The sequence below is a fragment of the Pseudonocardia hydrocarbonoxydans genome, assembly GCF_006539565.1.
In the GTDB taxonomy this organism is placed as follows: Bacteria; Actinomycetota; Actinomycetes; order Mycobacteriales; family Pseudonocardiaceae; genus Pseudonocardia; species Pseudonocardia hydrocarbonoxydans.
The window spans coordinates 170,872-196,783 of the sequence record NZ_BJNG01000015.1 but is presented as its reverse complement, the minus strand read 5'-3'; the positions used below and the strand labels follow the sequence as shown (position 1 = coordinate 196,783).

The following is a 25,912-nucleotide window of genomic DNA, read 5'->3' as shown; positions in this document are numbered from 1 at the left end:
AAGCCGTCGGGCGCGTGCCCGGCGGCCACTACCGAGGACCGGCGGATCTGCTGCCGGGCGCGGAGGTGTGGTTGGAGTTGTGCGGTTCGGGCCGGGCCGCGCGAGGCGGCCCGGCCCGATGAGGTCAGCGGCGGATGCCGAGGCGCTCGATGAGCGACCGGTAGCGCGCGACGTCGACCTCGCGGAGGTACTTGATGAGCCGACGGCGGCGGCCGACGAGCAGCAGCAGTCCGCGACGGGAGTGGTGGTCGTGCTTGTGCATCTTGAGGTGCTCGGTCAGATCGACGATCCGCTTGGTCAGCAGGGCGATCTGCGCCTCGGGGGATCCGGTGTCACCCGCGTGGGTGCCGTACTCGTCGAGCACGGTCTTCTTCTGGGCGGCGTCGAGAGCCACGTGCCTGTCCTCTTTCGTTGATGTGCCGTGCGGTTCGGACGCCGATTCGCGCCGATCTGCGTCGTGGGCGCCCTCGCGGGCCTGCCCGACGCGGGTCACGGCCACCACGGACTGCAGCCGGACCCAGCGCTCCACGCTACCAGCCGGGACCGGGGCACCCCTGCTCAGCCCGGGCGTCCGGCCGCCTGGCGCAGCACCTCGGCCAGCTCGGGGAACCCGGGGCCCAGTGCGGCCGCGGCGGCGGCCAGGCGGGCGGGGGCCGCGATCCGGCGCAGCGCCTCGGCCGCCGAGCCGGCGGACCCCGGGCCGGCGGCGGCGCGGGCCCCGGCCGGGGTGCGGGGACGGGGCACCGCGTCGCCGGCCGGGCCGACCGACGGCGCCCACCGCAGCTGCGCGTGCGCGACGTCGGCGAGCAGCACCTCCACCGCCCGCGGCGGCAGCGGCGTGGCCACGGCCGCGCACCGGTGGTCGAGCAGCTGCAGCCGGGCCAGCACCGCAGGGCTCCCGATCTTGACCCGCCGCCCGCTGGCCAGCTGGCTCAGCATCGCCGGGCTGATGCCCAGCGTGCGGGCCAGGCGCGCCTGGGAGATGCCCAGGGCCGTGAGCAGGCCGCGGACGCGCTCCCCCAGCGGCGCGCCGTACAGCTCGGCCTGGCGGGCGCGATTGTCGGCGAACTCCTCGGCAGCGGTCATGCGCCGATGCTGGCACCCCGACCCGGTTCCCGTGGGCGAACGGGAGAACTCAGCCCACGAGCTCGCGGGTGCGGGCGACGTCGCGGTGCATCTGTGCGACGAGCGCGTCGACGTCGTCGTAGTGCTCCTGGCCGCGCAGCCGGTGGGTGAGGTCGACGGCGACCTCGTGGCCGTAGAAGTCCTCGTCGACGTCGAGCACGTAGGCCTCGACCGTCTTGACCCGCCCGGAGAACGTGGGGTTGGTGCCGACCGAGATCGCGGTGGGCAGCAGCCGGCCGCCGATCGCGAACCGGCCCGCGTAGACGCCGTCGGCGGGCAGCGCGGTGTGCGGCGCGGTGGCGATGTTGGCGGTGGGGAACCCCAGGTCGCGGCCCCGGCGCGCACCGTGCACCACCACGCCCTCGACGCGGTGCGGCCGGCCCAGCGCCGCCGCGGCGGCCTCGACGTCACCGGCGTCGATGCAGGCGCGCACGTAGGTGGAGGAGAAGGTCACGCCGTCGTCGCCGGTGAGGTCGAGGCCCTCGACGGCGAACCCGAACCGCTGCCCCAGCTCGGTGAGCAGCGCGACGTCGCCCGCGGCGTGGTGGCCGAACCGGAAGTTGCGCCCCACCACGACCGCGGCCGCGTGCAGCCGCTCCACCAGCACGTGGTGGGCGAACGCGGCGGGTTCGGTGCGGGACAGCTCCGGGGTGAAGGGCAGCACGCAGAAGGCGTCGATGCCCAGCTCGGCGGCCAGGTCGGCGCGCCGCCGCAGGGTGGTGAGGGCGGCCGGGTGGCTGCCGGGGCGGACCAGCTCGGCGGGGTGCGGGTCGAAGGTCACCAGCACCGCGGGCAGGCGCCGCTCGCCCGCCCGGGCCACCGCACGGGCCACCAGCTGCTGGTGGCCGCGGTGCATCCCGTCGAACACCCCGACGGTGACGACGCTGCGTCCCCACCCGGTCGGTACGGCGTCCAGCCCGCGCCAGCGCTCCACGCGACGGAGCCTACGGACCGGGCCGCCCGCACGCCCACCACCCCCGCCGCGCCCGCTCAGGGGGCGGGTTCGTTCGCCGGTGCCAGCACCACCACCGGCCGGGCCACCTCGCCGCGGTCGGCCATCAGCGCCAGCACCCGCCCGTCGGGGGCGAAGGCGCCGTGCACCCCCGGCAGACCCGACGGCGGCAGCGGCCGGCCGTGCCGCACGTCCTGCGCGGCGGCGTCGTCGAGGTCGCGGCGGGGGAAGGCGACGGCGACGGCGGCGTCGAGCGGCAGGGACAGGGTGGGGTCGGCGTCGAGCTGCTCCAGGGTGCGGGCGAGACCCAGGTCGAACGGGCCGACGCGGGTGCGGCGTAGCGCGGTCAGGTGCCCGCCCACCCCCAGACCGGCCCCCAGGTCGCGGGCCAGCGCCCGGACGTAGGTGCCCGACGTGCACTCCACGACCACGTCGAGGTCGTCGCCGCGGCGGGCCAGCAGCGTGAACGCCGACACCGTGACCGGGCGGGCCGCCAGCACGACCTCCTCCCCCGCCCGCACCCGTGCGTACGCCCGCCGCCCGTCGACCTTGATCGCGCTGACCGAGCTGGGCACCTGGGCGATGTCGCCGGTCAGGGCGGCGATCCCGGCCGCGACCGCCGCGTCGGTGACCCCGGACGCGTCGGCGGTCGAGAGGGTCTCCCCCTCGGCGTCGTCGGTGGCGGTGGCGACCCCGAGCCGGATCGTGGCCGTGTAGGCCTTCGTGTCCAGCGCGAGGTGCCCCAGCAGCTTGGTGCCCCGCCCGACGCCGCAGACCAGCACCCCGGTGGCCATCGGGTCGAGCGTGCCGGCGTGGCCGACCTTGCGCGTGCGCAGGATGCGCCGCAGCCTGCCGACGACGTCGTGCGAGGTCAGGCCCCCCGGCTTGTCGACGACGACGAGACCGGACGGCGGGGAGGGGCTCACGCGCGGCGATTCTGCACGGGTCCCCGGGGGACGGCGTCCATGGGTCCCGGAGGGACAGCAACGCCCGGGTACGGCAGGGTCGGGCGTATGCAGTTGCTCACCGACGGTGCCACCATCTGGCCCGACCAGCTGACCGGACGCCTGGTCCTCGTCCTCTCCGACGACCTGCACGCCGATCCCGACGCCGCGCGCACCGCGCTCGGGGAGCTGACCGGCGGCGGCGACGGGCCGGTGCTGTTCCCCGCACTGGGCATCGCGGTTGTCCCGCTCGACGCGGCCGACGCCGACGCCGTCACCGCGATGATCGCCGACCCGCGCATCGTCGCGGCGGAGCCGGAGCGGCTCTACCACGTGCGCGGATCGCTGTCGGAGGAGTACCTGCGGGGCTTCGCCGACGCCGCGACGTTCCTGCACGGGCGGTCCGTCGACGCGCCCGCGGAGGACACGGCCGCACCCGTCGCCGAGGACACCGCCGAGCTGACCTGGGGCCTCCAGGTCACGAACGCGGCCGCGGTCGCGGAGTCCGGCGCGGGCATCACGGTCGCGGTCCTGGACACCGGGGTCGACCTGGAGCACCCCGACCTCGCCGGCCGCGACGTCCTGGCCGAGTCCTTCGTCGAGGGCGAGAGCGCGCAGGACGGCAACGGCCACGGCACGCACTGCATCGGCACGGCCTGCGGCCCCCTGCTGCCCGGCACCGGCCCGCGCTACGGCGTGGCGCACGAGGCCCGCATCCTGGCCGGGAAGGTGCTCAGCGACGCGGGCTCGGGCACCGACGCGGAGATCCTGGCCGGCATGAGCTGGGCCATCGAGAACGGCGCGCAGATCGTCTCGATGTCGTTGGGCGCCGACGTCGACGAGGTCTCGTCGGTCTACGAGACGGTCGGGCGGCGTGCGCTGGCCGCGGGCACGCTGGTCGTCGCGGCGGCGGGCAACAACGCCGACCGCCCCGGCGGCGACCCCGGTTTCGTGGGCGTCCCGGCCAACAGCCCGTCGATCATGGCGGTGGGCGCGGTCGACAACGCGCTGGCCGTCGCCCCGTTCTCGGCCCGCAGCTCGGGCGTCGAGGGGGGCCAGGTCGACCTCGCCGGGCCCGGGGTCGACGTCTACTCCTCGTGGCCGATGCCCGACCGGTATCTGACGATCTCCGGCACCAGCATGGCCACCCCGCACGTCGCGGGCCTCGCGGCGCTGTGGGCACAGCGCACCGGGGCCCGCGGTGAGGCACTCTGGGGGGCACTGGTCCGCGGCGCCAGGCGGCTGCCGCTCGCGTCCGCCGACGTGGGCGCCGGTCTCGTGCAGGCGCCGCCTGCCACCTGAGCCCGGGAGGACGCCGTGAGCGAACAGGTCACCGTGTCGGTCGACGACGCGTACGTGGACCGGATCGACGAGGTGGCGCAGCGCTGCCGCGCGGCCGGGATGGACGTGCAGTACGTCCTCGCCGCGGTCGGCATGATCACCGGCTCGGTCGACACCGGTGAGCTGCGCACCGCGCTCGGGTCCGTCCCGGGCGTGGCCGCGGTGGAGCAGCAGCACACCTTCCGGCTGCCGCCGCCGGGCTCGCCCGCCCGGTAGCGCGACGGGGACGCGCGGGGGCCGTCGGTCGGGGTCGGGTCCGGAAGCCGGTCGACCCTGATGGGTTGGGCAGGCTAACCTCCATCATCGCCCGCCCCGCCGACGAAGGACCCGCCGTGCCCCCAGCACCGATCACGGCGGGTTCCGTCCTGCGTGGCGCCGCCCGCGGCCGCCGCCGCGACGTCGTCGCCGCCTCGCTGCTCGTCGCGGGCCACCAGCTGTCCGAGGCCGCCGTGCCGGTCGTCGTCGGCGTGGTGATCGACCTGGCCGTCTCCACCGGTGACGGGACGGCGCTGCTGGGCGGCCTCGGCGCCGTCGCGGCGGTCTTCGTCGTGCTCGCCACGTGCGCCTACTTCGGGTACTGGCTCACCGTCAGCACGGAGAAGGAGTCAGCGCACGCGATGCGGCTCGACGTCGCCGGCCGCGTGCTGCACCCGGCGGGCGGGGCGCCGGGGCGCTCCGGCGAGCTGGTCAGCCTCGCCGGTTCCGACGCCGACCGCGCCGGGCTGGTGTGCGCGGCCATCGTCGTCGGCACCGCCGCGCTCGCGGCGCTGGTGGGCGGGGCCGTCGTGCTGGTGAGCGCCTCCCTGCTGCTCGGGCTGGTCGTGCTCGCCGGGGTGCCGCTGGTGCTGGTCGCCTCGCGGCTGCTGGCCGCGCCGCTGGTCGGGCGGGCCGAGGCCGAGCAGGCCACGCTCGCCGCCGCCACCGGCGTGGCCACCGACCTCGTCACCGGGCTGCGGGTCGTCAAGGGCATCGGGGCGGAGGACGCCGCCGACGCGGCCTACCGCCGCGCGAGCCGCACGGCGCTGGCCGCCCGGCTCTCCGCGGTCCGGTTCGAGGGCGGCTACGGCGCCGCGACCGGCGTCATCACCGGGGTGTTCCTCGTCGTCGTCGCCTGGGTCGGCGGACGGCTGGCGCTGGACGGCACGATCAGCGTCGGTGAGCTGGTGGCCGCCGTCGGGCTCGCCCAGTTCCTGATCGGGCCGTTGGAGCGGCTCACCGGGGTCGGCCCGCTGCTCGCCGGGGCCCGCGGCTCCGCCGCGCGCGTGGCCGCCCTGCTCGCCGCCCCGCCCGCGGTCCGCGCCGGCACCGCCCGGCTGCCCGCCGACCCGGCCGGGGCGCTGCGGGTGGGGCCGGTCGAGGTCGCCGCGGGCGAGCACGTCGGTGTCGTCACCCTGTCCCCCGCCGACGCCGCGGCCCTGCTCGACGTCCTGGCCCGCGACCGCGACGCCGACGACCTGGTGCTGGACGGGGCCGACCTGGCCGCCGTCGACCTCGACGACGCCCGCCGCGCGGTGCTGGTCGACCGCCACGACTCGGCGCTGTTCGAGGGCACCGTCGGCGACAACACCGGCACCGACGCGGCCGCGCTCGCCGCGGCCGGTGCCGACGACGTGCTCGACGCCCTGCCCGGCGGCCTGGCCGCCGAGCTGACCGAACGCGGCCGCACCCTCTCCGGCGGGCAGCGCCAGCGGCTCGTGCTGGCCAGGGCGCTGGCCGCGCACGCACCGGTGCTGGTGCTGCACGACCCGACCACCGCCGTCGACGCCGCCACCGAGCACCGCATCGCCGCCGGCCTGTCGGCGCTGCGCAGCGGGCGCACCACGCTGCTGCTCACCTCCAGCCCGGCGCTGCTGGCCCGCTGCACCCGCGTCCTGCTCGTGCACGAGGGCGCGGTGGTCGCCACCGGCACCCACACCGAGCTGGCCGCGGACCCCCGCTACCGCGCCGCGGTGCTGTCGTGACCGCCCGCCTGCTGCCGGTCGCGAGCGCCGCCCGCACCCGGCGCTCGGTCGGTGCACTGGTCCGCCCGCACCGCCTGCTGCTGGTCGCCACGGTGGCCACGCTCGTCGCGGCGGCGGTCGCGATCCTGGCGGTGCCCGCCCTGCTGGGCCGGATCGTCGACGTCGTCGTCGACGGCGGCGCGCCCGGCACGGTCGACCTGTTCGCACTGGGGATCCTCGCCGCGCTGGTCCTGCGCGCGCTGCTGGCCGCCCTCGGCACCGTGCTGGTCGCGCGCCTGGGCGAGCTGGTGCTCGCCGGGCTGCGCGAGCGGGTGGTGCGCCGGGCGCTGCGGCTGCGCCTCTCCGACGTCGAGCGGGCCACCTCCGGCGACCTGCTGCAGCGGGTGGGCGGCGACATCTCGGTGATCTCCGAGGGGGTGCGGCAGGCCGTCCCGATGCTGGTCATATCCGCGCTCGACGTCGGGCTCACGCTGGTCGGGCTGGCCCTGCTGGACTGGCGCCTCGCGCTGGCCGGGCTGGTCCCGCTGCCGATCTGGATCCTGGTCACGCGCTGGTACGTCCGCGTCTCCGGCCCGCTCTACGCCGCGGAGCGGGTGGCCGAGGGCCGGCGCACCCAGTCGCTGCTGGCCGGGGTGGGCGGGGCCGCCACGGCGCGCGCGCACGGGCTGCGGGTGCCGCTGCTCGCGCGCATCGAGGGCGAGTCCGCCGCCGCCGTCCGGGCCTCGATGCGGGCGATGCGCGCCCAGTCGACCTTCGGCGCGGTGCTCAACGGCGCCGAGCTGACGGGCGTGCTGGCCCTGCTGGTCACCGGGTTCTGGCTGGTGCGGGCCGACGCCGTCACCGTCGGTGCGGCCACCGCGGCCGTCCTGTACTTCCTGCGGCTGTTCGACCCCATCGGCGCGCTGCTCTACCTGCTCGACGAGGCGCAATCGGCGGGCGCCGCGCTGGCCCGGCTCGTCGGCGTCACCGACATGCCGGAGCCGCCCGCCCCGGAGCACCCCCGGCTCCCGCGCGACGCCTCGGTGCGCCTGACCGGCATCCGGCACTCCTACGACGGCGGCCCCGAGGTGCTGCACGGCGTCGACCTGGAGATCGCGGCCGGGGAGCGCGTCGCCGTCGTCGGGCCCAGCGGGGCGGGCAAGACCACGCTCGGCGCGGTGCTGGCGGGCGCGCAGCTCCCGGCGGCGGGCACCGTCGAGATCGGGGGCGTGCCGCTGGCCGCGCTGGAGCAGCCGCGCCGCCACGTCGCCGTCGTCACCCAGGAGGTGCACGTCTTCGCCGGCACGGTCGCCGACAACCTGCGCCTGGCCCGCCCCGGGGCCTCCGACGCCGAGCTGACGGCCGCGCTGGCCACGGTGGGCGCCGCCGACCTCGGCCTGGACGAGGTCGTCGGCGACGGCGGTGACGAGCTGTCCGCCACCGCCGCCCAGCAGCTCGCGCTGGCGCGGCTCGTGCTGGCCGACCCGGCCGTCGCGGTCCTCGACGAGGCCACGGCCGAGGCGGGCAGCGCGGGCGCCCGGGTGCTGGAGGTGGCCGCCGACGCCGCGCTCGCCGGGCGCACCGCGGTCGTCATCGCCCACCGGCTCACCCAGGCCGCCGCGGCCGACCGCGTCGTGGTGCTCGACAAGGGGCGGATCGTGGAGTCCGGCCCGCACGCCGAGCTGGTGGCCGCGGGCGGGCCCTACGCCGCGCTCTGGGCGGCCTGGGCCGGGCCCCGGGCGTAGCCGGTCGACCTGCCGGCGGCGCCGATCCCGGCGTCAGCGCACCGCGCCCGGCACCGCCCACCGGCCCCGGTGGGCCCGCACCCCGACCGCCACCAGCCGCGCCGCCATGAACACCGACAGCCCGGTCCAGATCCCGACCAGCCCCCAGCCGAACACCAGCGACGCCCAGATCAGCGGCAGGAAGCCCAGTACCGCCGCCGCGAGGGTCGTGGTGCGCAGGAACGCCGCGTCCCCCGCACCCAGCAGCACGCCGTCCAGGGCGAAGACCACCCCGGCCACCGGCTGCATCGCCACGAAGAACCACCAGGCGACGGGCACCAGCGCGAGCACGGCGGCGTCGCCGGTGAACACCGGCGGCAGTACCCCGACCAGCGCCGCGAACAGCACCCCGAAGCCGACGCCGAGCACCAGCCCGTAACGGGTGACCTGACCGGCCAGCGCCCGCGCCCTGGCCACTCCCCCCGCCCCCAGCGCCGCCCCGACCAGCGACTGCGCCGCGATGGCCACCGCGTCGAGCACCAGCGTCATGAAGAACCACAGCTGCAGCACGATCTGGTGGGCGGCCACCGACGCCGCCCCGAAGCGCGCGGCCACCGCGGCGGCGGACAGGAAGCACGCCTGGAACGCGAGGCTGCGCGCGATGAGGTCGCGGCCCAGCACGAGCTGGGCGCGCATCGTGGCCGGGTCCGGGCGGCGCAGGCCGCCCTCGCGGCGCAACGCCGCCAGGAACAGCCCGGCGGCCACCGCCTGCCCCGCGACGTTCGCCGCCGCCGACCCGGGCAGCCCCCAGCCGACGCCGTGCACCAGCACCGGGCACAGCACCGCCGAGAGCCCGTTGCCGGCCAGCACGTAGCGCAGCGGCCGGACGGTGTCCTGCACGCCGCGCATCCAGCCGTTGCCCGCCAGCGTCACCAGGATCAGCGGCGCCCCGAACAGCGCGATCCGCAGCCAGGACACGGCGGCGTCGGCCACCGCGCTGTCGCCCGCCTCCCGGCTGCCGGAGAAGAACGCGGCCACCGGTTCGGCGACGAGCTGCCCGACGACGAGCAGGGCCGTCCCGACGGCGAGCGCGAGCCAGGTCGCCTGCCCGCCCTCGGCGACGGCGTCGGCCCGGCGCCCCGCCCCGTGCAGCCGCGCGGCGCGCGCCGTGGTGCCGTAGGACAGGAAGGTCAGCTGGCTGGTGACCTGCGCGAACAGCACGCCCCCGATCGCCAGCCCGGCCAGCGGCACCACCCCGAGCCGTCCGACCACCGCGGTGTCGACGAGCAGGTACAGCGGCTCGGCCGCCAGCACCGGCAGCGCGGGCGCGGCCAGGCGGACGACCTCGCGGAGCGGGACCCGTTCAGCCAACGGGACGGCGGCACACGTACACGAACGCGGGCGGCACGTTGCGCCACACCGTGGCGCTGACCAGCACCTCCTCGAACGCGCCGCGCAGGCGCGCCCGGAAGCGGTGCGCCGCGGGCAGCGCCATGCCCTGCACGTAGGCGAACGTCGTGAACGCGCCGGTGTCGCCGATGGCGCGGCCGATCTCGGTGAGCACCGCGGTCTGCGCGGCGTCGTCGAACAGCGCCCACGGCAGGCCGCAGACGATCGCGTCGACGTGGTCGACCCCCTGGTCGGCCAGCAGCTTGCCCAGGTCGCGGGCGTCGCCGGGCACGACCTCCAGGCCGGGGCGGGTGCGGCGCAGGTAGTCGACCATCGCCGGGTCCAGCTCGACGGCGAGGTGCCGCCCGCCGGGCGGGAGCCGGCGGGCGATCACGGCGCTCACCGCGCCCGTGCCGGGCCCGAGCTCGACGACGACCGGCGCTCCGGAGCGCGGCACGACCGAGGCCAGCACCGTGGCCAGCCGTTCCGAGCTCGGCGCCACCGCCCCCATCGTGGCCGGGCGGCGCAGGGCCGCGGACAGGAAGGCGCGGCGGGCGTCGGAGCTGCGGGGGGCGGGGGCGTCGGCACTCACCGGTGCACGGTAACCGTCAGCCCGCGATCGGCACGGCGGGCTCCAGCGCCCCGCGCAGCAGGCGCAGGACGTCCTCCTCGGTCCCGTCGAGCGTCACCCCGGCCGCGGCCCGGTGCCCGCCGCCGCCGATCCGCCCGGCCGCCGCCGCCACGTCGACGGAGCCGTGCGAGCGCAGCGACACCGACCAGCGCCGGTCGCCCACCTGCTTCAGGACGGCCGCCACCTCGGCCTCCGCGGTGGTGCGGACGACGTCGACGACCCCGTCGACCTCCTCCACCCGGAACCGCGAGACGTCGGCCGCGCCGACGCTGGTCCAGGCCAGCCCGAGCCCACCCGCCGCCGCCGGGTCCAGCACGCACCGGCCGAGCGCGGACCCGAGTACCGCGAGCCAGGCGTGCGGGTGGGTGTCCATGATCGGGCGGACCAGCGCCTCCGCGTCGACCCCGGCCTCGATCAGCTCGGCCGCCATCCGGTGGGCGCCCGCGCCCGCGGTGCGGAACCCGCGGGTGTCGGTGACCAGGCCCGCGTAGAGGCAGCGGGCGACGTCGGCGTCCGGCGGGGCGCCCATGGCGCGGATCACCGCGTGGGCGAGCACGGCGGTGGCCTCGGCCGCCGGGTCGAGGACCTGGACGTCGCCGAACCCCGGGTTGGACGCGTGGTGGTCGATCATCACCGTGGTGCCCGCGGTGTCGAGCAGCCCGCGCAGGTCGCCCAGGCGGGACGGCTCCGCGGCGTCGCAGACCACCAGCAGCGCCGGCCGTCGCGGCAGCGCCTCGGGCGGCACGACCAGGCCCAGGACGTCGAGCGGGCGCAGTGTCTCGGGGACGGCGTCGGGCGTCGCGAACGAGACCCGCACCCCGACCCCGCGCCTGCGCAGCGTGATGCCCAGAGCGAGCGCGCTGCCCAGCGAGTCGGCGTCGGGCTGGACGTGCGCGAGCAGGGTGACGTCAGAGGCGTCCCCGAGCAGCGCGGCGGCCACCCGGACGGGGTCGGCGACCACGTACGGTCCCTCCAGATCGGAACAGGGTTACGACGGAGGGTAGCCGTGTTCCGGCGATCCGACCCCATTGCGACGCCCCGACGCACCGGTGACGTCGATCCCCCGCACCGTCGTCACTCCTCGTCGTCACGCTCCCGCGGCACGCGGTACGGATCGGGGTCGCCGGCGGGCCGGGCCGTCGCGGCGAGCCGCGCCACCTCGGCGTCGGACTCGCGGGTGCGGGCGAGCAGCTCCTCCATGCGGCGCGACTCGTCGGGAACCACGTCGGCGACGAACGTCAGCGACGGGGTGCGCCGCACGCCGGTGCCGGCGCCGACCTTCGAGCGCAGCACGCCCGTGGCACTGGCCAGTGCGGCCGCGACCCCCGCGGTGTCGGGGTCCTCGTCGACGGTCTCGCCGAGAACGGTGTAGAAGACCGTGGCCTCCTGCAGGTCGCCCGTCACGCGGGTGTCGGTGATCGTCACCCGCTTCAGCCGCGGGTCCTTGATCTCGCTCTCCAGCGCTCCGGCCACGATCTGCGAGATCCGCTTCGCGAGCCGACGGGCGCGTGCCTGGTCCACCATGTCCGCACTCCTGTTCAATCCTCGGGGCCGAGCATCCGGTGCCGGGCCGCGAGCAGTTCGAGCTCCGGGCGGGCGGCGACGAGCCGCTCGCACCGGTCCAGCACCTCGACCACGTGGTCGTGGTCGGCGGCCACACAGGACACGCCGATCAGCGCCCGCCGGTGCAGGTCCCGGTGGCCCGCCTCCGCGGCGGCCACCTCGAACCGGCGCCGCAGCTCGGCCACCAGGGGCCGCACCAGCGAGCGCTTCTCCTTCAGCGAGTGGACGTCCCCGAGCAGGACGTCGAACTCGACCGCACCGACGTACATCCCACCTCCGGCGAGACCGGGGTGCGGGCCTGCGCCCGCACCCCGTGACCGGCTACGCGCGTGGCTTCTCGCGCAGCTCGTAGGTCTCGATCATGTCGCCGTCCTTGATGTCGTTGAAGTTGCCGAGCGTAAGACCGCACTCGAAGCCCTCGCGGACCTCGACCACGTCGTCCTTGACCCGCCGCAGCGAGTTGATGGACAGGTTCTCGGCCACGACGACACTGTCGCGCAGCAACCGGGCCTTGGCGTTGCGACGGATGATCCCGTCCATCACCAGGCAGCCGGCGATCGAGCCGAAGCGCGAGGAACGGAAGACCTGGCGGACCTCCGCGTGGCCGAGGACGGCCTCCTCGTACTCGGGCTTGAGCATGCCCTTGAGAGCCTGCTCGATCTCGTCGATCGCCTGGTAGATCACGGAGTAGTACCGGATCTCCACGCCCTCGCGGTTGGCCAGCTCGGTCGCCTTGCCCTCGGCCCGGACGTTGAAGCCCAGGACGATGACGTTGTCGGCGATGGCGAGGTTGATGTCGCCCTCGGTGATGCCACCGACACCGCGGTGGATCACGCGCAGCTCGACGTCGTCGCCGACCTCGATCTTCATGAGCGCGTCCTCGAGAGCCTCGACGGTTCCCGAGTTGTCACCCTTGATGATCAGGTTGAGCTGGTTGGTCTCCTTCAGCGCGGCGTCGAGGTCCTCGAGCGACACGCGCTTGCGACGGCTCGCCAGCTCGGCGTTGCGCTCGCGCGCCCGCCGGCGGTCGGCGATCTGCCGGGCCACGCGGTCCTCGTCGACGACGAGGAACGTGTCGCCCGCGCCGGGCACCGAGGTGAAGCCGACCACCGCGACGGGGCGCGACGGGTAGGCCTCGGTGATGTCCTCGCCGTGCTCGTCGAACATCCGCCGGACGCGCCCGGAGGCGTCGCCCGCGACGATCGAGTCGCCGACGCGCAGCGTGCCGCGCTGCACCAGCACCGTGGCCACCGGGCCGCGGCCGCGGTCGAGGTGGGCCTCGATCGCGACGCCCTGGGCCTCCATGTTCGGGTTGGCCCGCAGGTCCAGCGAGGCGTCCGCGGTGAGCAGGATCGCCTCGAGCAGCTGGTCGATGTTGGTGCCCTGCTTGGCGGAGATGTCGACGAACATCGTGTCGCCGCCGTACTCCTCGGCCACCAGGTTGTACTCGGTGAGCTGCTGCCGGATCTTGTCCGGGTTCGCGCCCTCCTTGTCGATCTTGTTGACCGCCACGACCACCGGCACGTCGGCCGCCTGGGCGTGGTTGATGGCCTCCACCGTCTGCGGCATGACGCCGTCGTCGGCGGCGACCACGATCACCGCGATGTCCGTGGACTTCGCGCCACGGGCACGCATGGCGGTGAACGCCTCGTGACCCGGGGTGTCGATGAAGGTGATCGGGCGCTCGTAGCCCTCCAGCTCGGTGACGACCTGGTAGGCGCCGATGTGCTGGGTGATGCCACCGGCCTCCCCGCCCATCACGTTCTCCTTGCGGATCGTGTCGAGCAGGCGCGTCTTGCCGTGGTCGACGTGACCCATGACGGTGACGACCGGCGGCCGGACGACCAGGTCGTCCTCCCCGCCCGCGTCCTCGCCGTAGGAGATGGAGAAGCTGTCGAGCAGCTCGCGGTCCTCCTCCTCGGGGCTGACGACCTGCACGACGTAGTTCATCTCGCTGCCGAGCAGCTCGAGGATCTCGTCGGACACCGACTGCGTGTTGGTGACCATCTCACCGAGGTGGAACAGCACCTGCACGAGCGACGCCGGGTTGGCGCCGATCTTGTCCGCGAAGTCGGTCAGCGACGCGCCGCGGGCGAGCTTGATCGTCTCGCCGTTGCCCCGGGGCAGGCGGACGCCGCCGGCCGACGGGGCCTGCATCGACTCGAACTCCTGGCGCTTCGCGCGCTTGGACTTGCGCCCCTTGCGCACCGGCCCACCGGGACGGCCGAACGCACCCGCGGCACCGCCGCGACCGCGCGGGCCACCGGGACGGCCACCGCCGCCACCGGGTCCACCGCGGAAGCCACCGCCCGCGGGGGCACCGCCACCGGGGCCACCGCCGCCGGGACGGAAACCGCCACCGCCGCCGGGACCACCGGGACGACCGCCGGGACCACCCGGACGTCCGCCCGGACCACCGGGTCGGCCGCCGGGACCACCACGGCCACCGGGCGCCGGGCGCCCACCGGCCGGACGCGCCGGCATCATGCCGGGGTTCGGGCGCGGGGGCATGTTGCCCGGGCTGGGCGGGCGCGGGCCGCCGGGACGCGGACCACCGGGACGGGGACCGCCCTGACCGGGAGCACCGGGACGGGGACCGCCCTGGCCGGGGGCCGGTCGCTCACCCTGTGCGGGCGGACCCGCGGCCGCCGGCCGGTCGCCCTGGGCGGGCGGGCCGGGACGCGGTGCGGCCGGGCGGGGCGGTGCCCCGGACCCGACGCCGAACGGGTTGTTGCCGACGCGCGGCGTGCGCGGGCCCGGACGCGGGCCGGACGGCTTGGGCGGGACGACGGCGGAACCGGCGTCGGCCGCGGCCGGTCGCTGCTCGGCGGGGCGGGCCCGCTCCGGGCGGGCCTGCGGCCCGGGCCGGGCCGCGGGCGGCGCCGGGGTGTTCCCGGCGACGGGGGACTCGGACCGGATCGGCTCCGGCGTCGCGGCCGGGCCGGGCCGGGGGCCGGGACGCGGGCCGGCGCCACCCGGACGGGGTGCGGCCGGGGTGGTGGGGGCGCTCTCCGCCGCCGGTGCGGCGGGAGCCGCCGGGGTGGCGGGCGCGGCGGGGGCCGCGGGCGCCGCCGGTGCGGCGGGTCGCGGGCCGGGCCGGGGCCCGGGCACGCCACCGGAACGGGGCGGGCCGGGGACGGCCGACGGGGCGGCCGGGCCGCCGCGCGGGCGGCCGCCACCGCCGCCTCCGCCGGACACCGACTCCCGCAGCTTGCGGGCGACCGGCGCCTCGACGGTGGAGGACGGCGACTTCACGTACTCGCCGAGGTCCTGCAGCTTGCTGAGGACCTGCTTGCTGGAGATGCCGAGCTCTTTCGCGAGCTCGTGCACACGGGCCTTGCCTGCCACTGCACTCCTTGTTTCTCGGAGGCCGGCGGCTGGTCCCGCTCGACCTCGAACCTAGTGTCGAAGCACGTTCATGGTGCGATCTTCACGACTGGCTCATGACGGGTCGACCTTGCTCTCCTCGATGACGGATCCGGGTGTGTCCCGAACCCCGTTGACCTCTGCCCCGGCGCGGTGGAGATGCGCCCGGACCCCGGCGGTGTCCAGCGGCCCCGGGACGCGCAACGCCCGTGGGAACGCCGAGCGCCGCTCGGCACGGTGGAGGCACTCCGGATCGGGGTGCAGCCAGGCACCTCGGCCGGGGAGCCGTCGGCGCGGGTCCGGGATCAGCATCCCGTCCTCCGCGACGACCCGCAGCAGATCGTCGGCCCCCGCCCGCGTCCGGCATCCGACACAGGTGCGCACCGGAGTGCGTCGTGCGGGAGCCGGGCCCGGATCGTGGACCGTGGCCGAGTGTAGCCCACCGCCCCCCGGGCGGCTGCCACGACGGGAGCCGGTCAGCCGACCGACTCCGACTCGGACCCGGCCTGCCGCGCCGCCCCGTCGCCGACCACACGCGGGTCGGCGTCGCTGCGGATGTCGATCCGCCACCCGGTGAGCCGGGCGGCCAGCCGGGCGTTCTGCCCCTCCTTGCCGATGGCCAGGGAGAGCTGGAAGTCCGGGACGACGACCTGCGCGGACCGCGTGGCCTCGTCGATCACCTTGACCGACACCACCTTCGACGGCGACAGCGCGTTGCCCACGAACGTGGCCGGGTCCTCGTCCCAGTCGATGATGTCGATCTTCTCTCCGGCCAGCTCGCTCATCACGCCGCGCACCCGTTGGCCCATCGGCCCGATGCAGCTGCCCTTGGGGTTGACCCCGGCGACGGTGGAGCGCACCGCGATCTTCGAGCGGTGCCCCGCCTCGCGGGCCACGGCGACGATCTCCACCGTGCCGTCGGCCAACTCGGGCACCTCGAAGGCGAACAGCTTGCGCACCAGGTTGGGATGCGTGCGGCTCAACGTGATCTGGGTGCCGCGCATTCCGCGCGTCACACCCACGACGTAGCACCGGATCCGCTCGCCGTGCGCGTAGGCCTCGCCCGGCACCTGCTCGGCCGCGGGCAGCACGCCCTCGGTCTGGCCGCCCAGGGAGACGATCACCACACCGCGGGCGTTGGCGCGGGCGTCGCGCTGCACGACCCCCGCGACGATCTCGCCCTCCTTGGTGGCGAACTCGCCGTAGGTGCGCTCGTGCTCGGCGTCGCGCAGCCGCTGCAGGATGACCTGGCGGGCGGTGGTGGCGGCGATACGACCGAAACCCTCGGGGGTGTCGTCCCACTCCCGGTCGACCACACCGTCCTCGCCCAGCTCCTGGGCCATGACGCGGACCAGGCCGGACTTGCGGTCGATGTCGACGCGGGCGTGCGCCTCGTGACCGTCGGTGTGCTTGTAGGCCGTGAGCAGCGCGGTCTCGATGGCGTCGATCACCGTCTCGAACGGGATGTCCTTGTCGCGCTCGATGGCGCGCAGAGCCGCGATGTCGACGTTCATGAGTCGTCCTCGTCTTCAGTTGTGTCGTCGTCGGTGGTGTCCTCGTCGGCGCCGAGCGCGCGCAGCTCCGCGGCCGGGGGCCTGCGGAACTCGACCTGCACGGCCGCGTGGGCCACGTCGGCGTAGCGCACGTCCCGGAGCCTGCCGTCGACCAGCAGCGCGACGGAGTCCTCACCGGCGTCGCCGACGCGGGCGGTCAGCGTGTCGCCGGTGGCCAGCCGCACGAGCACCTGCCGCAGCCGGTTGCGCCGCCAGTGCCGGGGCAGCGTCAGCGGCCGGTCGACCCCCGGGGAGGTGACCTCCAGGGTGTAGGAGCCCGGGATCAGGTCCTCGTGCAGCTCCAGCTCCGCCGACGCCGCACGGGAGACCCGCGCGATGTCGTCGAGCCCCACACCGGCGTCGGCGTCCACCACGAGCCGGACGGTGTGCCGCCTGCCCACGGTGTGGACGTCGAGCTCGTCGAGCTCGAACCCCGCCGAGACGACGACGGGCTCCAGCACGCCGTGCAGCGGGGTGCCCTGCTGCGCGGGCCGGTGGGTGGACATGCGGTCTCCTGAACGTCGGTGGCTCGTGGTCGGCGGCCCCGTCGGCCGCGCCGGACGGGCCAGCAAGGGTAGCGCGCCGCACGGGGTGCCCCGGCCCCGCGCGCTCCGGCGGCGGGGCCCGCCGCGGCGCCTGGCAGGATGGGCGGCCGTCCGGCGCCGACGCGGCGCCGGGGGGCGAGGAGGGGTCGTGCCACGAGGGCTGGTGCCGGACGTCACCGGCCCCGATCCGGCTCCCGGTGCCCTGTCGCGCCGCCGGGTGCTCACCGGACTGGCCCTCGCGCCGGTCGTGCTCGTCGCGCTCCCGGGCTGCTCGGCGATGGCCGACGACGGGCCCGACCCGCTGGTCGCCCTCGCCGACGCCGCCCGCGCCGACGCCGCGCTCGCCGCGGCCGTCGTGGCCGCCGAGCCGGGCCTCGCCGAGCGCGTCGACCCGTTGCGCGACGCGCGCACCGCGCACGCCGCCGCCCTCGACGCGGAGGTCGCCCGGCAGGCCGGCGACCCCGCCCCGGCCTCCGCCCCGGCCCCGGCACCCGCCGGGCCGCCCGTCCCGGCCGATGCCGGGCTGCCCGCCCTGCGCTCCGCGGTCGAGGCCTCCGCGGCCGCCGCGGCCGGGGCGGCGCTGGACCTGCCGGTCGAGCGCGCCGGGCTGGTCGCGTCGGTGTCGGCCTGCTGCGCGACCTACGCGGCGGTGCTCGGGTGAGCGTCATCGACGAGGGGGCCACCGACGCCCTGCAGGCCGCGCTCGCCGCCGAGCACGCCGCGCTGTGGAGCTACGGCCTCGCGGTGGCGTTCCTCGACCCGGCGGAGCGGGCGCAGGCCCGCGACGACGCCGAGGCGCACCGCACGCTGCGGGCCGCGGTGGAGACGACGCTGTCGCAGATCGGTGCCCGGGCGGTGTCGGCGCAGCCGTCCTACGCCACCCCGCAGCCGGTGGTCGACGCCGCGTCGGCGGCCGCGCTCGCGGTCGTCGCGGAGACCGACGCGCTCGGCGCCTGGCGGTCGGTGCTGGAGCGCACCACCGACCGCCCGCTGCGGCAGGCCGCCCTCGACGCCCTCACCGAGGGCACGCTGCGCTGCGCCCGGTGGCGGGTCGTGGTCGGCAGCCCGCCGGCCATCCCGGTCTTCCCCGGCCTCTGACTCCGGCCCTCAGGTGAGGGCCTCCAGGGCGGCGTCGACGTCGGCGCGGGTGTTGTAGAGGTGGAAGGCCAGCCGGGCGGCACCGGCCCGGGCGGCACCGACCACGCCCGCGGCGTCGAGCCGCCGCTGGGCGTCGGGTGTGCGCACCGCGACGATCGCCGACCCGGCGGGCTCCATCCCCAGCCCGGCGCGCAGGGCGTCGGCCAGGCCGGTGCAGTGGGCGTGCACGGCGGCCCGGTCGAGCCCGGCCAGCCACGGCAGGGCGACGGCGGCGCCGACGTGGCTGAGCCAGGCCGGGGAGGTGTCGAGGGACCGCGCTCCGGCCGCCAGGCGCAGCGGCAGGCCGTAGACGCTGTCCCAGACCTGCTCGCCGGCGAACCAGCCGGCCTGCTCCGCGGGCGGGTCCCAGCCCGGGTGCACCGCGAGCCACGCCGCCCCGCGCGGGCTGAGCAGCCACTTGTAGGCCCCGCAGGCGACCGCGTCGGCCCAGCCGAGGTCGGCGTCGAGCCAGCCGGTGGCCTGCGTGGTGTCCAGCACGACGCGGGTGCCCGACGCGCGGGCGGCGCGCAGCGCGTCGAGGTCGACGATCCGGCCGTCCGCCGACTGCACCACCGAGACGGCGACGGCGTCGAACTCCGCGGCCCGGGCGCCGATCCCGTCGAGCGGGACCTCGGTCAGCTCGTGGCCGCGGGCCGCGAACGGCCAGGTGACGCTGGTGAACTCCCCCGCGGCGACGAGGACCCGCGAGCGCGGCGGCAGGGCGGCGGCCACCGTCGAGAGCAGCCCGGACACCGTCGCCCCGATCGCCACCCGCCCGACCGGCACCCCCACCAGCCGTGCCCAGGCGGCCCGGGCGGTGGCGACGGGGGCGTCGAAGTCGGCGGGACGCCCGGCCCCGGTGCGCCACGCCCGCACCGCGTCGGCGACGGCGTCGGCGGCGTCGTCGGGCGGGATCCCGATGCTCGCGGTGTTGAGGTAGGTGTCGGGCACGTCGAACCGGCGACCGAAGGCGTTGCGCACCCCGGCGACGCTAGCGCCCGCGTGCGAGGCTGGGCCCGTGCGCAGCGACGTGATCGAGATCCGGACCGGCGACCGGGAGGCCGTGGTCGACCTCACCGCGCAGATCGACGCCTTCCTCGCCGCGGGCGACGGCGGGGACGGCCTGCTGCACGTGTGGGTGCCGCACGCCACGGCAGGGATCGCGGTGATCGAGACCGGGGCGGGCAGCGACACCGACCTGCTCGCGGCCCTGCGCGACCTGCTGCCCGCCGACGACCGGTGGGGGCACCGGCACGGCAGCGCGGGCCACGGGCGCGACCACGTCCTGCCCGGGATCGTCGCCCCGTCCATGACCGTCCCGGTGCTCGGCGGGCGGCCGGCGCTGGGTACGTGGCAGTCGGTGTGCCTGGTCGACACCAACACCGACAACCCGGTGCGCTCGGTCCGCCTGTCGTTCCTGGCGGGCTGACCGGCCGCCCGGTGTCCTAGAGTCGCGAACCGTGACGACGCCGCAGGGGGGCTCGCCGGACGAGGGTCCGGACGCGACGCGTGGCCGGACCGACGGGCCCGGCGCGTACCCCGATCCGGACGTCACCTCGATCGCCGGCCCGCCCCGGGACGCCCCGTTCCCCGGCGCCCGGCCGGGTGGGCCGGGATCGGGCTGGTCGGAGTCGGGCTGGTCGGGCGAACCCCCCGGTCCCCCGCCGGGCCGGCCCGCGGCTCCCGCCGACCCGACCGTCGTGGGCGGCTGGCCGCCGCCGCCCGTCCCGGGGCCGCCGCCCGGTGGGGCGGAGACCCGCGTCGGGTGGGCGCCGCCACCCCCGGGCTGGGCGCCGCCACCGCAGCAGCAGTGGGCACCCGGCCCGCCCCCGTGGGGCGCCGGCCCCCCGACGCAGGTGGGCGCCCCGTGGGGCCCGCCGCCGGGGGGCCCGTACCCGGGCTGGGGCCCGCCCCCGCCGCCCCCGGCCCGGCGCGGACGGCTGGTCGCGCTGATCGCGGTCGGGGTCCTGCTGCTGGCCGCGCTCGGCGTCGGCGGCTACCTGCTGGTGACCCGCACCTCCGGTGGCCCGGTGGTCCCCGCCGACTTCCGGCCGGTCTCCACCTCCGTCCTCACCTACGCCGTGCCGCCGGGCTGGCAGGACTCGGCGAGCCCCGGTTCGGTGCTCGGTGCCCCGCTGGAGGGCCGCGTGGAGGGCCCCGCCTACGAGTGCGGCGGCGGCCGGTACCTGCGCGGACTGGTGGCGAGCGCGTTCGTCCCCGGCGAGCGACCGGCGGCCGCGGTGGCGGCGGCCTTCGCCCGCGAGACCGGGTCGGCGTTCTACAGCACCGCCGACGGCGCCCTCCCCGAGGTCCGGGTCTCCGACGCCCGCCCGTTCGACGTCGGCGGGGTGCCGGGCCGGCTCGTGGAGGCCACCTCGCGCACCCCCGCCGACGACGGTTGTCTCGCCACCTCCGGCACGGTGCTGCTGCTCGCCGTGCCGGCGGCCGGGCCCGACGGCTCGCCGGGCACCGCGGTGCTCGTCGTCAACGGCGACACCGCGGGCGGCCCGGCGGACGCGCCCCCGGTCGCCGACCGCGCCACCCTCGACGCGGTGCTGGCCAGCGCGCGGCTGCCCACGATCTGACCCCGCGCCCGACGCCGGGCACCCGGACGGTCGATACTCGGGGGGCATCGGCGAGGGGAGCGGAGGGCGTGGCGGAGATGTTCGGGCCGTACCGGCTCGACGGGCTGCTCGGCAGCGGCGGGATGGGCGAGGTCCACCGCGCCTACCACGTCGAGCAGGACCGCACGGTCGCCCTGAAGCTGCTGCACGCCGACCTCGGCGAGGACGAGGAGTTCCGGCGGCGCTTCCTGCGGGAGTCGCGGGTGACGGCCCGGCTGACCGACCCGCACGTCATCCCCATCCACAACTGGGGCGACATCGACGGTCGCCTCTACCTGGACATGCGCCTGGTGGAGGGCGAGGACCTGGGCGAGCTGCTGGACCGCTCCGGGCGGTTGTCGCCCGCCCGGACGGTCGCGGTGCTCTCCCAGGTGGCGCGGGCCCTGGACAGCGCCCACCGGTCCGGACTCGTCCACCGCGACGTCAAGCCGTCCAACGTGCTGCTGGCGGCGAACGAGGACGGCGAGGACTTCGCCTACCTCGTCGACTTCGGCATCGCCCGCTCCCTGACCAGCGACACCACCGGCGCCGGGATCACCCGCGCGGGCACGGCCGTCGGCACGCTCGACTACATGGCGCCCGAGCGCTTCCTGGAGCAGCCCGTCGACGGCCGCACCGACGTGTACGCGCTGGCCTGCGTCCTGCACGAGTGCCTGACCGGGGAGAAGCCGTTCCCGGTCGAGGGCCTGCCGGCGATCATGCGGGCGCACCTGCGCACCCCGCCGCCGCGACCGTCGCAGCACCGGATCGCCGCGCCCGCCGCGATCGACGACGTCGTCGCGCAGGGGATGGCGAAGGACCCGACACGCCGCTTCCCCACCGCCGGGGCGTTCGCGCTGGCCGCGCGCCGGGCGCTGGAGGGCTCCCCGACGGTCGCCGGGCTGGCCCGACCCGAGCCGGCCCGACCCGCCGTCCCCGTGGCCTCCGTGGGCCCGGTGGCCCCCGGCGACCCGACCGTGGTGCCCGGCGGCCCCGCCGACCTGCCCGCCGACCGCGCGATGCTCATCGACCGTGCGGCCCTGGAGCGGGCGGCCCGCCGGGCCCGGGCGCCACAGCGTGCCGCCGAACCGCCGCCCGTCCCGCGCACCCGCCAGGGCCCGGTGTGGGGCGCGGAGGCGACCACCCCGCTGGGTGCGGCCCCCCGCCGCCCCGGCCCGGCCGCGCGGATGCCGTTGCCCCCGGCCCCGCCGCCCGTCCCGCCCGCGCCGCGGCGGAGGCGCTGGCCGTTCCTGGCCGGTGGCGCCGTGCTGCTGGCGGTGGCCGTCGCGGCCGCGGTGCTGCTGCGTCCGGCTCCCCCCGCACCGCCGCCCGACGACCTGACGCCCGCGCAGCGCTCGCTGGTCGCCGTGCTGCCGATCGGGTTCTCCGCGGCCAACTGCGCCCCCGCGCCCGACCGGGAGACCGCCACCGTCGACGCCGCCCTGAGCTGCACCGACGGCCCGCCCAACGGCCCCGGCACGGCGTCGTTCGTGCACTACCGCGACGTGGGCGCCCTCGCCTCCGACCACGCCGCCGACGCGGCGGACCGCGGCCTGGCCGAGGGCGAGATCGCCGCCTGCCGCGACGGGACCGCCACGACCGGCCGCTGGAACCGCAACCGCGACGGCGGTGCCCTGTCCTGCTTCGCCGAGGCCGGCGCCGGCGCCGGCGCCACGATCGACTGGACCGACCCGCGCAACCGCACCCGCGCCGTCGTCACCCGCTCCGACGGCGACACCGCCGTGCTCTACGACTGGTGGTTCTCCGGCGGGTTCCTCTGACCGCCGCTCACCCCGGCAGCCCGGCCAGCCGGTCGGCCACCTGCTCGGCGGTGGCCAGCCGCCCGGACCCCTCGGCCAGGCACGCCCGCACCAGCTCGGCGTCGGCGGGCGCGAGCCCGGCGTGCACCACCGGCTCGCCGGAGAGCACCTTGCGGATCGCCAGCAGCGGCTGGGTGTCGGGCAGCTCGCCGAACAGGCCGGTGCCGGCGAGCACGCGGTGGATCGTGGCGCCCAGCGCCCACACCTCCGTGCGCCGCGACGGCCGGGCGCCCGCGAGCAGGTCGGGGTCGGTGAACTCCACGGAGCTGGCGCGGCCCATGCCGGTCAGCGTGGAGCCGGGGCTGAGGTGGCGCGCCAGCCCCAGGTCGGAGAGCCTGCCGCCGACCGGCGTGCCCCCGGCGTCACCGGCGAGCAGGACGTTGGCCGGTTTGACGTCGCCGTGGGCGAGCCCCGCCTCGTGCAGCGCGTGCGCGGCCCGGGCGGCGTGCTCCAGGGCCAGGACGGCGGTGGCGCGGTCGACCGGCCCGGCCGGAGCCGCGAGCGAGCCCAGCGGGAAGTACTCCATCGCGTAGACGAAGCTGTCCTCGAGCACGGCGTCGAACACCCGCACCAGGTAGGGCGAGCGCACCGCGGCGAACGCGCGCAGCTCCCGCACGCCGCGCTCGTAGGCCTGCTCCCCCACGCGGTCGCCGAACACCTTGAGCGCCACGTACTCCTCGGACAGCCCGAGCCGGGCGGGCGGCCGGGCGAGGTAGTAGCGCCCGTGGTTGCCCTCGCCGAGCAACCGCACGATCTCGTAGTCGGCCACCGCGGTGGGGGCCGTCAGCGCAGCGTCCACGCCGCTCCTCGACAGGTCGTCGCACCGGGTGGGCTCCCGGGCGGTGGCCGCTAACATACGCGCGCTCCGAGGGAGGGCACCCGGATGGACATGAAGCACGTCATCGCCTACGTCCTGCTCGACGTGGCGATCGTGGTGGTCGCGGCGCGGCTGATGGGGCGGCTGTTCCGGCGGCTCGGGCAGCCCGCGGTGATCGGCGAGATCGTCGCCGGCATCGCGCTCGGGCCGACGCTGCTCGGCGCGTTCCCCGGCGATCTCGACCAGCTGCTGTTCCCCGCCGAGGTCCGCCCGTTCCTGGCGGTGATCGCCCAGCTGGGTCTCGCGCTGTTCATGTTCATCGTCGGGATGGAGGTCGACCTCTCGCTGATCCGCGGGCGGCGCCGGGCCGCGGGGGCCGTCGCGGCCGGGTCGGTGGTGCTGCCGTTCGCGCTCGGCGTCGGGGTCGCGGTGGTCCTGTACCCCTTCCACGCGGAGTCCGTCGCCCCGCTGCCGTTCGTGCTGTTCATGGGCGTCGCGATGTCGATCACCGCGCTGCCCGTGCTGGCCCGGATCCTCACCGAGCGGGGGATGCAGCGCACGCCGACCGGGGTTCTCGCGCTGGCATGTGCCGCGATCGACGACGTGATCGGCTGGACGCTGCTGGCCGTCGTCGTCGCGGTGGCGGCCGGGGGCAGCGCCGGCGGCGCGCTGGTGATCATGGGATGGACGCTGCTGTTCGCCCTGGTCATGTTCTTCGGGGTCCGGCCGCTGCTGGGCCGGCTGGTGGCCTGGCACGCCCGGGCGGGGCGGCTCACCCCGGACATCCTCGCGATCGTCCTCGCCGGGCTGCTCGCCTCGGCCTGGATCACCGAGATCATCGGCGTGCACGCGATCTTCGGGGCGTTCCTGTTCGGGGCGATCATGCCGCGGCGCGACGCCGCCGCGCTCACCCGCGAGATCCTGGAGCGGCTGGAGCAGGTGAGCCTGCTCCTGCTGCTGCCGGTGTTCTTCGTGGTGGCCGGGCTGCAGGTCGACGTCGGCGCGCTCGGCCTGGGCGGGATCTGGCAGCTCGCGCTGATCCTGGTGGCGGCGATCGCCGGCAAGTTCCTCGGGGCCTCGGTCGCGGCCCGCACGCAGGGCCTGCCCCGTCGGCAGTCGACGGCGCTGGGCGTGCTGATGAACACCCGCGGGCTCACCGAGATCGTCATCCTGCAGGTCGGGCTGCAGCTCGGCGTGCTCAGCCCCGCCATGTTCACGCTCATGGTGATCATGGCCCTGGTGACGACGGCCATGACGGGCCCGCTGATGAAGGTCGTCTACCCCGACCGCGTGCTGGCCCGCGAGCTGGCCGCGGCCGAGCGGGCCGAGCTGGGCGAGGTCGAGGCGTACACGGTGCTCGCCGTCGTCGACGACCCGGCGGACGGGCGGCGCGTCGCCGAGCTGGCGCGCGACCTCACCGGCCGCGAGCACCCCGCCCGCGTCGTCCTGTGCCGGCTGCTGCCCGCGCAGGTGGAGCTGGAGGTGGCCAGCGGGCTCGGGGCCGAGCTGGGGATGATCGCCGCCGCCGGTGACGAGCTGCGCGTCCTCGCGCGGGAGCTGGCGGCGTGCGGCACGCCGGCGTCGGTCGTGGCCCGGTTCGGCACCGACCCCGCCGCGCTCGCCGCCACCCTCGACGCCGATCTCGTGCTGCTCACCGGCGACGGCGACGCGGCGGTGGCCGCGCTGGCCGCGGTGCCCGAGACCACCGTCGTCGTGGCCGCGTTCGGCCCCGGGGAGTCCGCGGGCGGGACGCCCGTGGCGCTGGTCGACGGGGCCGCGGGCGGGCGGGCGACGCTGCGCGTGGCCGCGCACCTGGCGCTGCGTACCGCCGACGAGGTCGCCGTCGACTCGTCCGACGGCCGGGGCGGCACCCGCCGTACCGGGGCCGCGGCCGAGGCCCTCACCCGCCGCGGCGTCACGGCCCGGCCCGCCCGCCCCGGTGAGACCGCGCAGGCCGCGGTCGTGGTGCTGCCCGACTCGGCCGAGGCACCCGCCGACCTCGGGGACCGGGCGGTGGTGCTGCGGGTGCGGCCGTCGGGGGCGGACGTGGACGAGGACCTCGACCAGGCTGTCGCCCGGATCACGGTCACCCCCGCCCCCGCCCCCGGCACCGTCGCGGCGGAGACGACGCCCTGACCGCTGCGGCCGATGCCGCCGGCACGCCACCACACGGGAAGCGGCAGGTCGCCCGCCGGCCCGGCCGGCGGCGGGCGTGGGAGCGATCGCGTCGAACCGATCGGCAGCGGTCACGGTCGGCGGGTCGTCGGGCCGGCAGCCCCCGGTGTGCGCAGCGCGGGTCTCGTCGTACTCGCCGGGCCCGGTAGCACGGTGCCTCGCCGGTGGTCTCGTAGTTCCCGGCGGCCAGGTCGACCCCGACCTCCCAGGAGATCGTCCTCGGTACGGGTAACACCGGCCATCCCGACGACGATCCAGGTGCGCCCCCCGTACCAGTTCGGCTGACG

Annotated in this window: 25 protein-coding genes; 10 read left to right on the top strand and 15 right to left on the bottom strand. The window is 76.9% G+C overall.

Features of this window, described 5'->3' with window-relative positions:
* Positions 1-124: 124 nt before the first annotated feature.
* The 4 genes from rpsO to truB all read right to left on the bottom strand — a co-directional run bounded on the left by rpsO (position 125) and on the right by truB (position 3,003).
* Positions 125-394, bottom strand: a complete 270-nt coding sequence (gene rpsO / locus PHY01_RS09260) for a 30S ribosomal protein S15 (protein ID WP_141278133.1) — start codon at positions 392-394, stop codon at positions 125-127.
* A 164-nt stretch (positions 395-558) separates the two neighbouring features.
* Positions 559-1,086, bottom strand: coding sequence for a helix-turn-helix domain-containing protein (locus PHY01_RS09255; RefSeq protein ID WP_141278132.1), 528 nt, complete (start codon positions 1,084-1,086; stop codon positions 559-561).
* 49 nt (positions 1,087-1,135) lie between these two features.
* A complete protein-coding gene (locus PHY01_RS09250; RefSeq protein ID WP_141278131.1) occupies positions 1,136-2,059 on the bottom strand; it encodes a bifunctional riboflavin kinase/FAD synthetase in 924 nt (307 codons plus the stop codon).
* A 56-nt stretch (positions 2,060-2,115) separates the two neighbouring features.
* On the bottom strand, positions 2,116-3,003 hold the full coding sequence (truB, locus tag PHY01_RS09245) for a tRNA pseudouridine(55) synthase TruB (protein WP_141278130.1): 888 nt from the start codon (positions 3,001-3,003) through the stop codon (positions 2,116-2,118).
* Between the two features lie 87 nt (positions 3,004-3,090).
* Here truB and PHY01_RS09240 point away from each other — a divergent pair, with 87 nt between their 5' ends.
* From PHY01_RS09240 to PHY01_RS09225, 4 genes are all read left to right on the top strand, one after another.
* On the top strand, positions 3,091-4,323 hold the full coding sequence (locus tag PHY01_RS09240; protein WP_246085799.1) for a S8 family serine peptidase: 1,233 nt from the start codon (positions 3,091-3,093) through the stop codon (positions 4,321-4,323).
* A gap of 15 nt (positions 4,324-4,338) precedes the next feature.
* Positions 4,339-4,578 carry a ketohydroxyglutarate aldolase gene (locus PHY01_RS09235; protein WP_141278128.1) on the top strand — a complete coding sequence of 80 codons (240 nt, stop codon included), beginning with the start codon at positions 4,339-4,341 and terminating at the stop codon, positions 4,576-4,578.
* 116 nt (positions 4,579-4,694) lie between these two features.
* Positions 4,695-6,323 (top strand): ABC transporter transmembrane domain-containing protein, encoded by a 1,629-nt coding sequence (locus PHY01_RS09230; RefSeq protein ID WP_246085798.1) that lies wholly within the window; start codon positions 4,695-4,697, stop codon positions 6,321-6,323.
* Entirely contained in the window at positions 6,320-8,047 is a 1,728-nt protein-coding gene (locus PHY01_RS09225; RefSeq protein WP_141278127.1) for an ABC transporter ATP-binding protein, read from the top strand. Before PHY01_RS09230 ends, PHY01_RS09225 begins: the two co-directional genes overlap by 4 nt.
* Positions 8,048-8,080: 33 nt before the next feature.
* On the opposite strand, the gene PHY01_RS09220 is transcribed toward PHY01_RS09225, so the two are convergent.
* The 9 genes from PHY01_RS09220 to rimP form a co-directional block, all read right to left on the bottom strand.
* Positions 8,081-9,397 carry an MATE family efflux transporter gene (locus tag PHY01_RS09220; protein WP_141278126.1) on the bottom strand — a complete coding sequence of 439 codons (1,317 nt, stop codon included), beginning with the start codon at positions 9,395-9,397 and terminating at the stop codon, positions 8,081-8,083.
* Positions 9,390-10,007: a class I SAM-dependent methyltransferase gene (locus PHY01_RS09215; RefSeq protein ID WP_307723955.1), complete on the bottom strand. Its 618-nt coding sequence runs from the start codon at positions 10,005-10,007 to the stop codon at positions 9,390-9,392. The genes PHY01_RS09220 and PHY01_RS09215 overlap by 8 nt, the downstream gene beginning before the upstream one ends.
* A 16-nt stretch (positions 10,008-10,023) precedes the next feature.
* Positions 10,024-11,007, bottom strand: a complete 984-nt coding sequence (locus tag PHY01_RS09210) for a DHH family phosphoesterase (RefSeq protein ID WP_141278125.1) — start codon at positions 11,005-11,007, stop codon at positions 10,024-10,026.
* 113 nt (positions 11,008-11,120) lie between these two features.
* Positions 11,121-11,570: a 30S ribosome-binding factor RbfA gene (gene rbfA / locus PHY01_RS09205; RefSeq protein WP_141278124.1), complete on the bottom strand. Its 450-nt coding sequence runs from the start codon at positions 11,568-11,570 to the stop codon at positions 11,121-11,123.
* A gap of 14 nt (positions 11,571-11,584) precedes the next feature.
* The gene (locus PHY01_RS09200) at positions 11,585-11,878 is read right to left on the bottom strand and encodes a DUF503 domain-containing protein (RefSeq protein WP_141278123.1); all 294 of its coding nucleotides are present in this window, start codon (positions 11,876-11,878) and stop codon (positions 11,585-11,587) included.
* A 52-nt stretch (positions 11,879-11,930) separates the two neighbouring features.
* On the bottom strand, positions 11,931-14,957 hold the full coding sequence (infB, locus tag PHY01_RS09195; protein ID WP_141278122.1) for a translation initiation factor IF-2: 3,027 nt from the start codon (positions 14,955-14,957) through the stop codon (positions 11,931-11,933).
* Between the two features lie 93 nt (positions 14,958-15,050).
* Entirely contained in the window at positions 15,051-15,359 is a 309-nt protein-coding gene (locus PHY01_RS09190; protein ID WP_246085797.1) for a YlxR family protein, read from the bottom strand.
* A 92-nt stretch (positions 15,360-15,451) separates the two neighbouring features.
* Positions 15,452-16,489: a transcription termination factor NusA gene (gene nusA / locus PHY01_RS09185; RefSeq protein ID WP_141278121.1), complete on the bottom strand. Its 1,038-nt coding sequence runs from the start codon at positions 16,487-16,489 to the stop codon at positions 15,452-15,454.
* On the bottom strand, positions 16,486-17,034 hold the full coding sequence (gene rimP / locus PHY01_RS09180) for a ribosome maturation factor RimP (RefSeq protein ID WP_141278120.1): 549 nt from the start codon (positions 17,032-17,034) through the stop codon (positions 16,486-16,488). Before rimP ends, nusA begins: the two co-directional genes overlap by 4 nt.
* A gap of 187 nt (positions 17,035-17,221) precedes the next feature.
* On the opposite strand from rimP, the gene PHY01_RS09175 reads away from it, so the two are divergent.
* Both PHY01_RS09175 and PHY01_RS09170 read left to right on the top strand, forming a co-directional pair.
* Entirely contained in the window at positions 17,222-17,734 is a 513-nt protein-coding gene (locus tag PHY01_RS09175; protein WP_141278119.1) for a hypothetical protein, read from the top strand.
* On the top strand, positions 17,731-18,171 hold the full coding sequence (locus PHY01_RS09170) for a DUF4439 domain-containing protein (protein WP_141278118.1): 441 nt from the start codon (positions 17,731-17,733) through the stop codon (positions 18,169-18,171). Before PHY01_RS09175 ends, PHY01_RS09170 begins: the two co-directional genes overlap by 4 nt.
* A 9-nt stretch (positions 18,172-18,180) precedes the next feature.
* Here the strand turns inward: PHY01_RS09170 and PHY01_RS09165 are convergent, their stop codons facing one another.
* Positions 18,181-19,191: an aminotransferase class V-fold PLP-dependent enzyme gene (locus tag PHY01_RS09165; protein ID WP_141278117.1), complete on the bottom strand. Its 1,011-nt coding sequence runs from the start codon at positions 19,189-19,191 to the stop codon at positions 18,181-18,183.
* A 37-nt stretch (positions 19,192-19,228) separates the two neighbouring features.
* Here PHY01_RS09165 and PHY01_RS09160 point away from each other — a divergent pair, with 37 nt between their 5' ends.
* The 3 genes from PHY01_RS09160 to PHY01_RS27060 all read left to right on the top strand — a co-directional run bounded on the left by PHY01_RS09160 (position 19,229) and on the right by PHY01_RS27060 (position 22,594).
* Entirely contained in the window at positions 19,229-19,639 is a 411-nt protein-coding gene (locus tag PHY01_RS09160) for a secondary thiamine-phosphate synthase enzyme YjbQ (RefSeq protein ID WP_141278116.1), read from the top strand.
* Positions 19,640-19,670: 31 nt separating this feature from the next.
* Positions 19,671-20,795, top strand: a complete 1,125-nt coding sequence (locus tag PHY01_RS27920) for a DUF8017 domain-containing protein (protein ID WP_141278115.1) — start codon at positions 19,671-19,673, stop codon at positions 20,793-20,795.
* Between the two features lie 77 nt (positions 20,796-20,872).
* Positions 20,873-22,594, top strand: a complete 1,722-nt coding sequence (locus PHY01_RS27060; RefSeq protein ID WP_141278253.1) for a serine/threonine-protein kinase — start codon at positions 20,873-20,875, stop codon at positions 22,592-22,594.
* Positions 22,595-22,601: 7 nt separating this feature from the next.
* Here PHY01_RS27060 and PHY01_RS09145 read toward each other — a convergent pair whose 3' ends face one another.
* Positions 22,602-23,432: a protein kinase domain-containing protein gene (locus tag PHY01_RS09145; RefSeq protein ID WP_218030073.1), complete on the bottom strand. Its 831-nt coding sequence runs from the start codon at positions 23,430-23,432 to the stop codon at positions 22,602-22,604.
* A gap of 84 nt (positions 23,433-23,516) precedes the next feature.
* On the opposite strand from PHY01_RS09145, the gene PHY01_RS09140 reads away from it, so the two are divergent.
* Positions 23,517-25,586 carry a cation:proton antiporter gene (locus tag PHY01_RS09140; protein ID WP_246085796.1) on the top strand — a complete coding sequence of 690 codons (2,070 nt, stop codon included), beginning with the start codon at positions 23,517-23,519 and terminating at the stop codon, positions 25,584-25,586.
* The last annotated feature ends 326 nt before the right edge of the window (positions 25,587-25,912 follow it).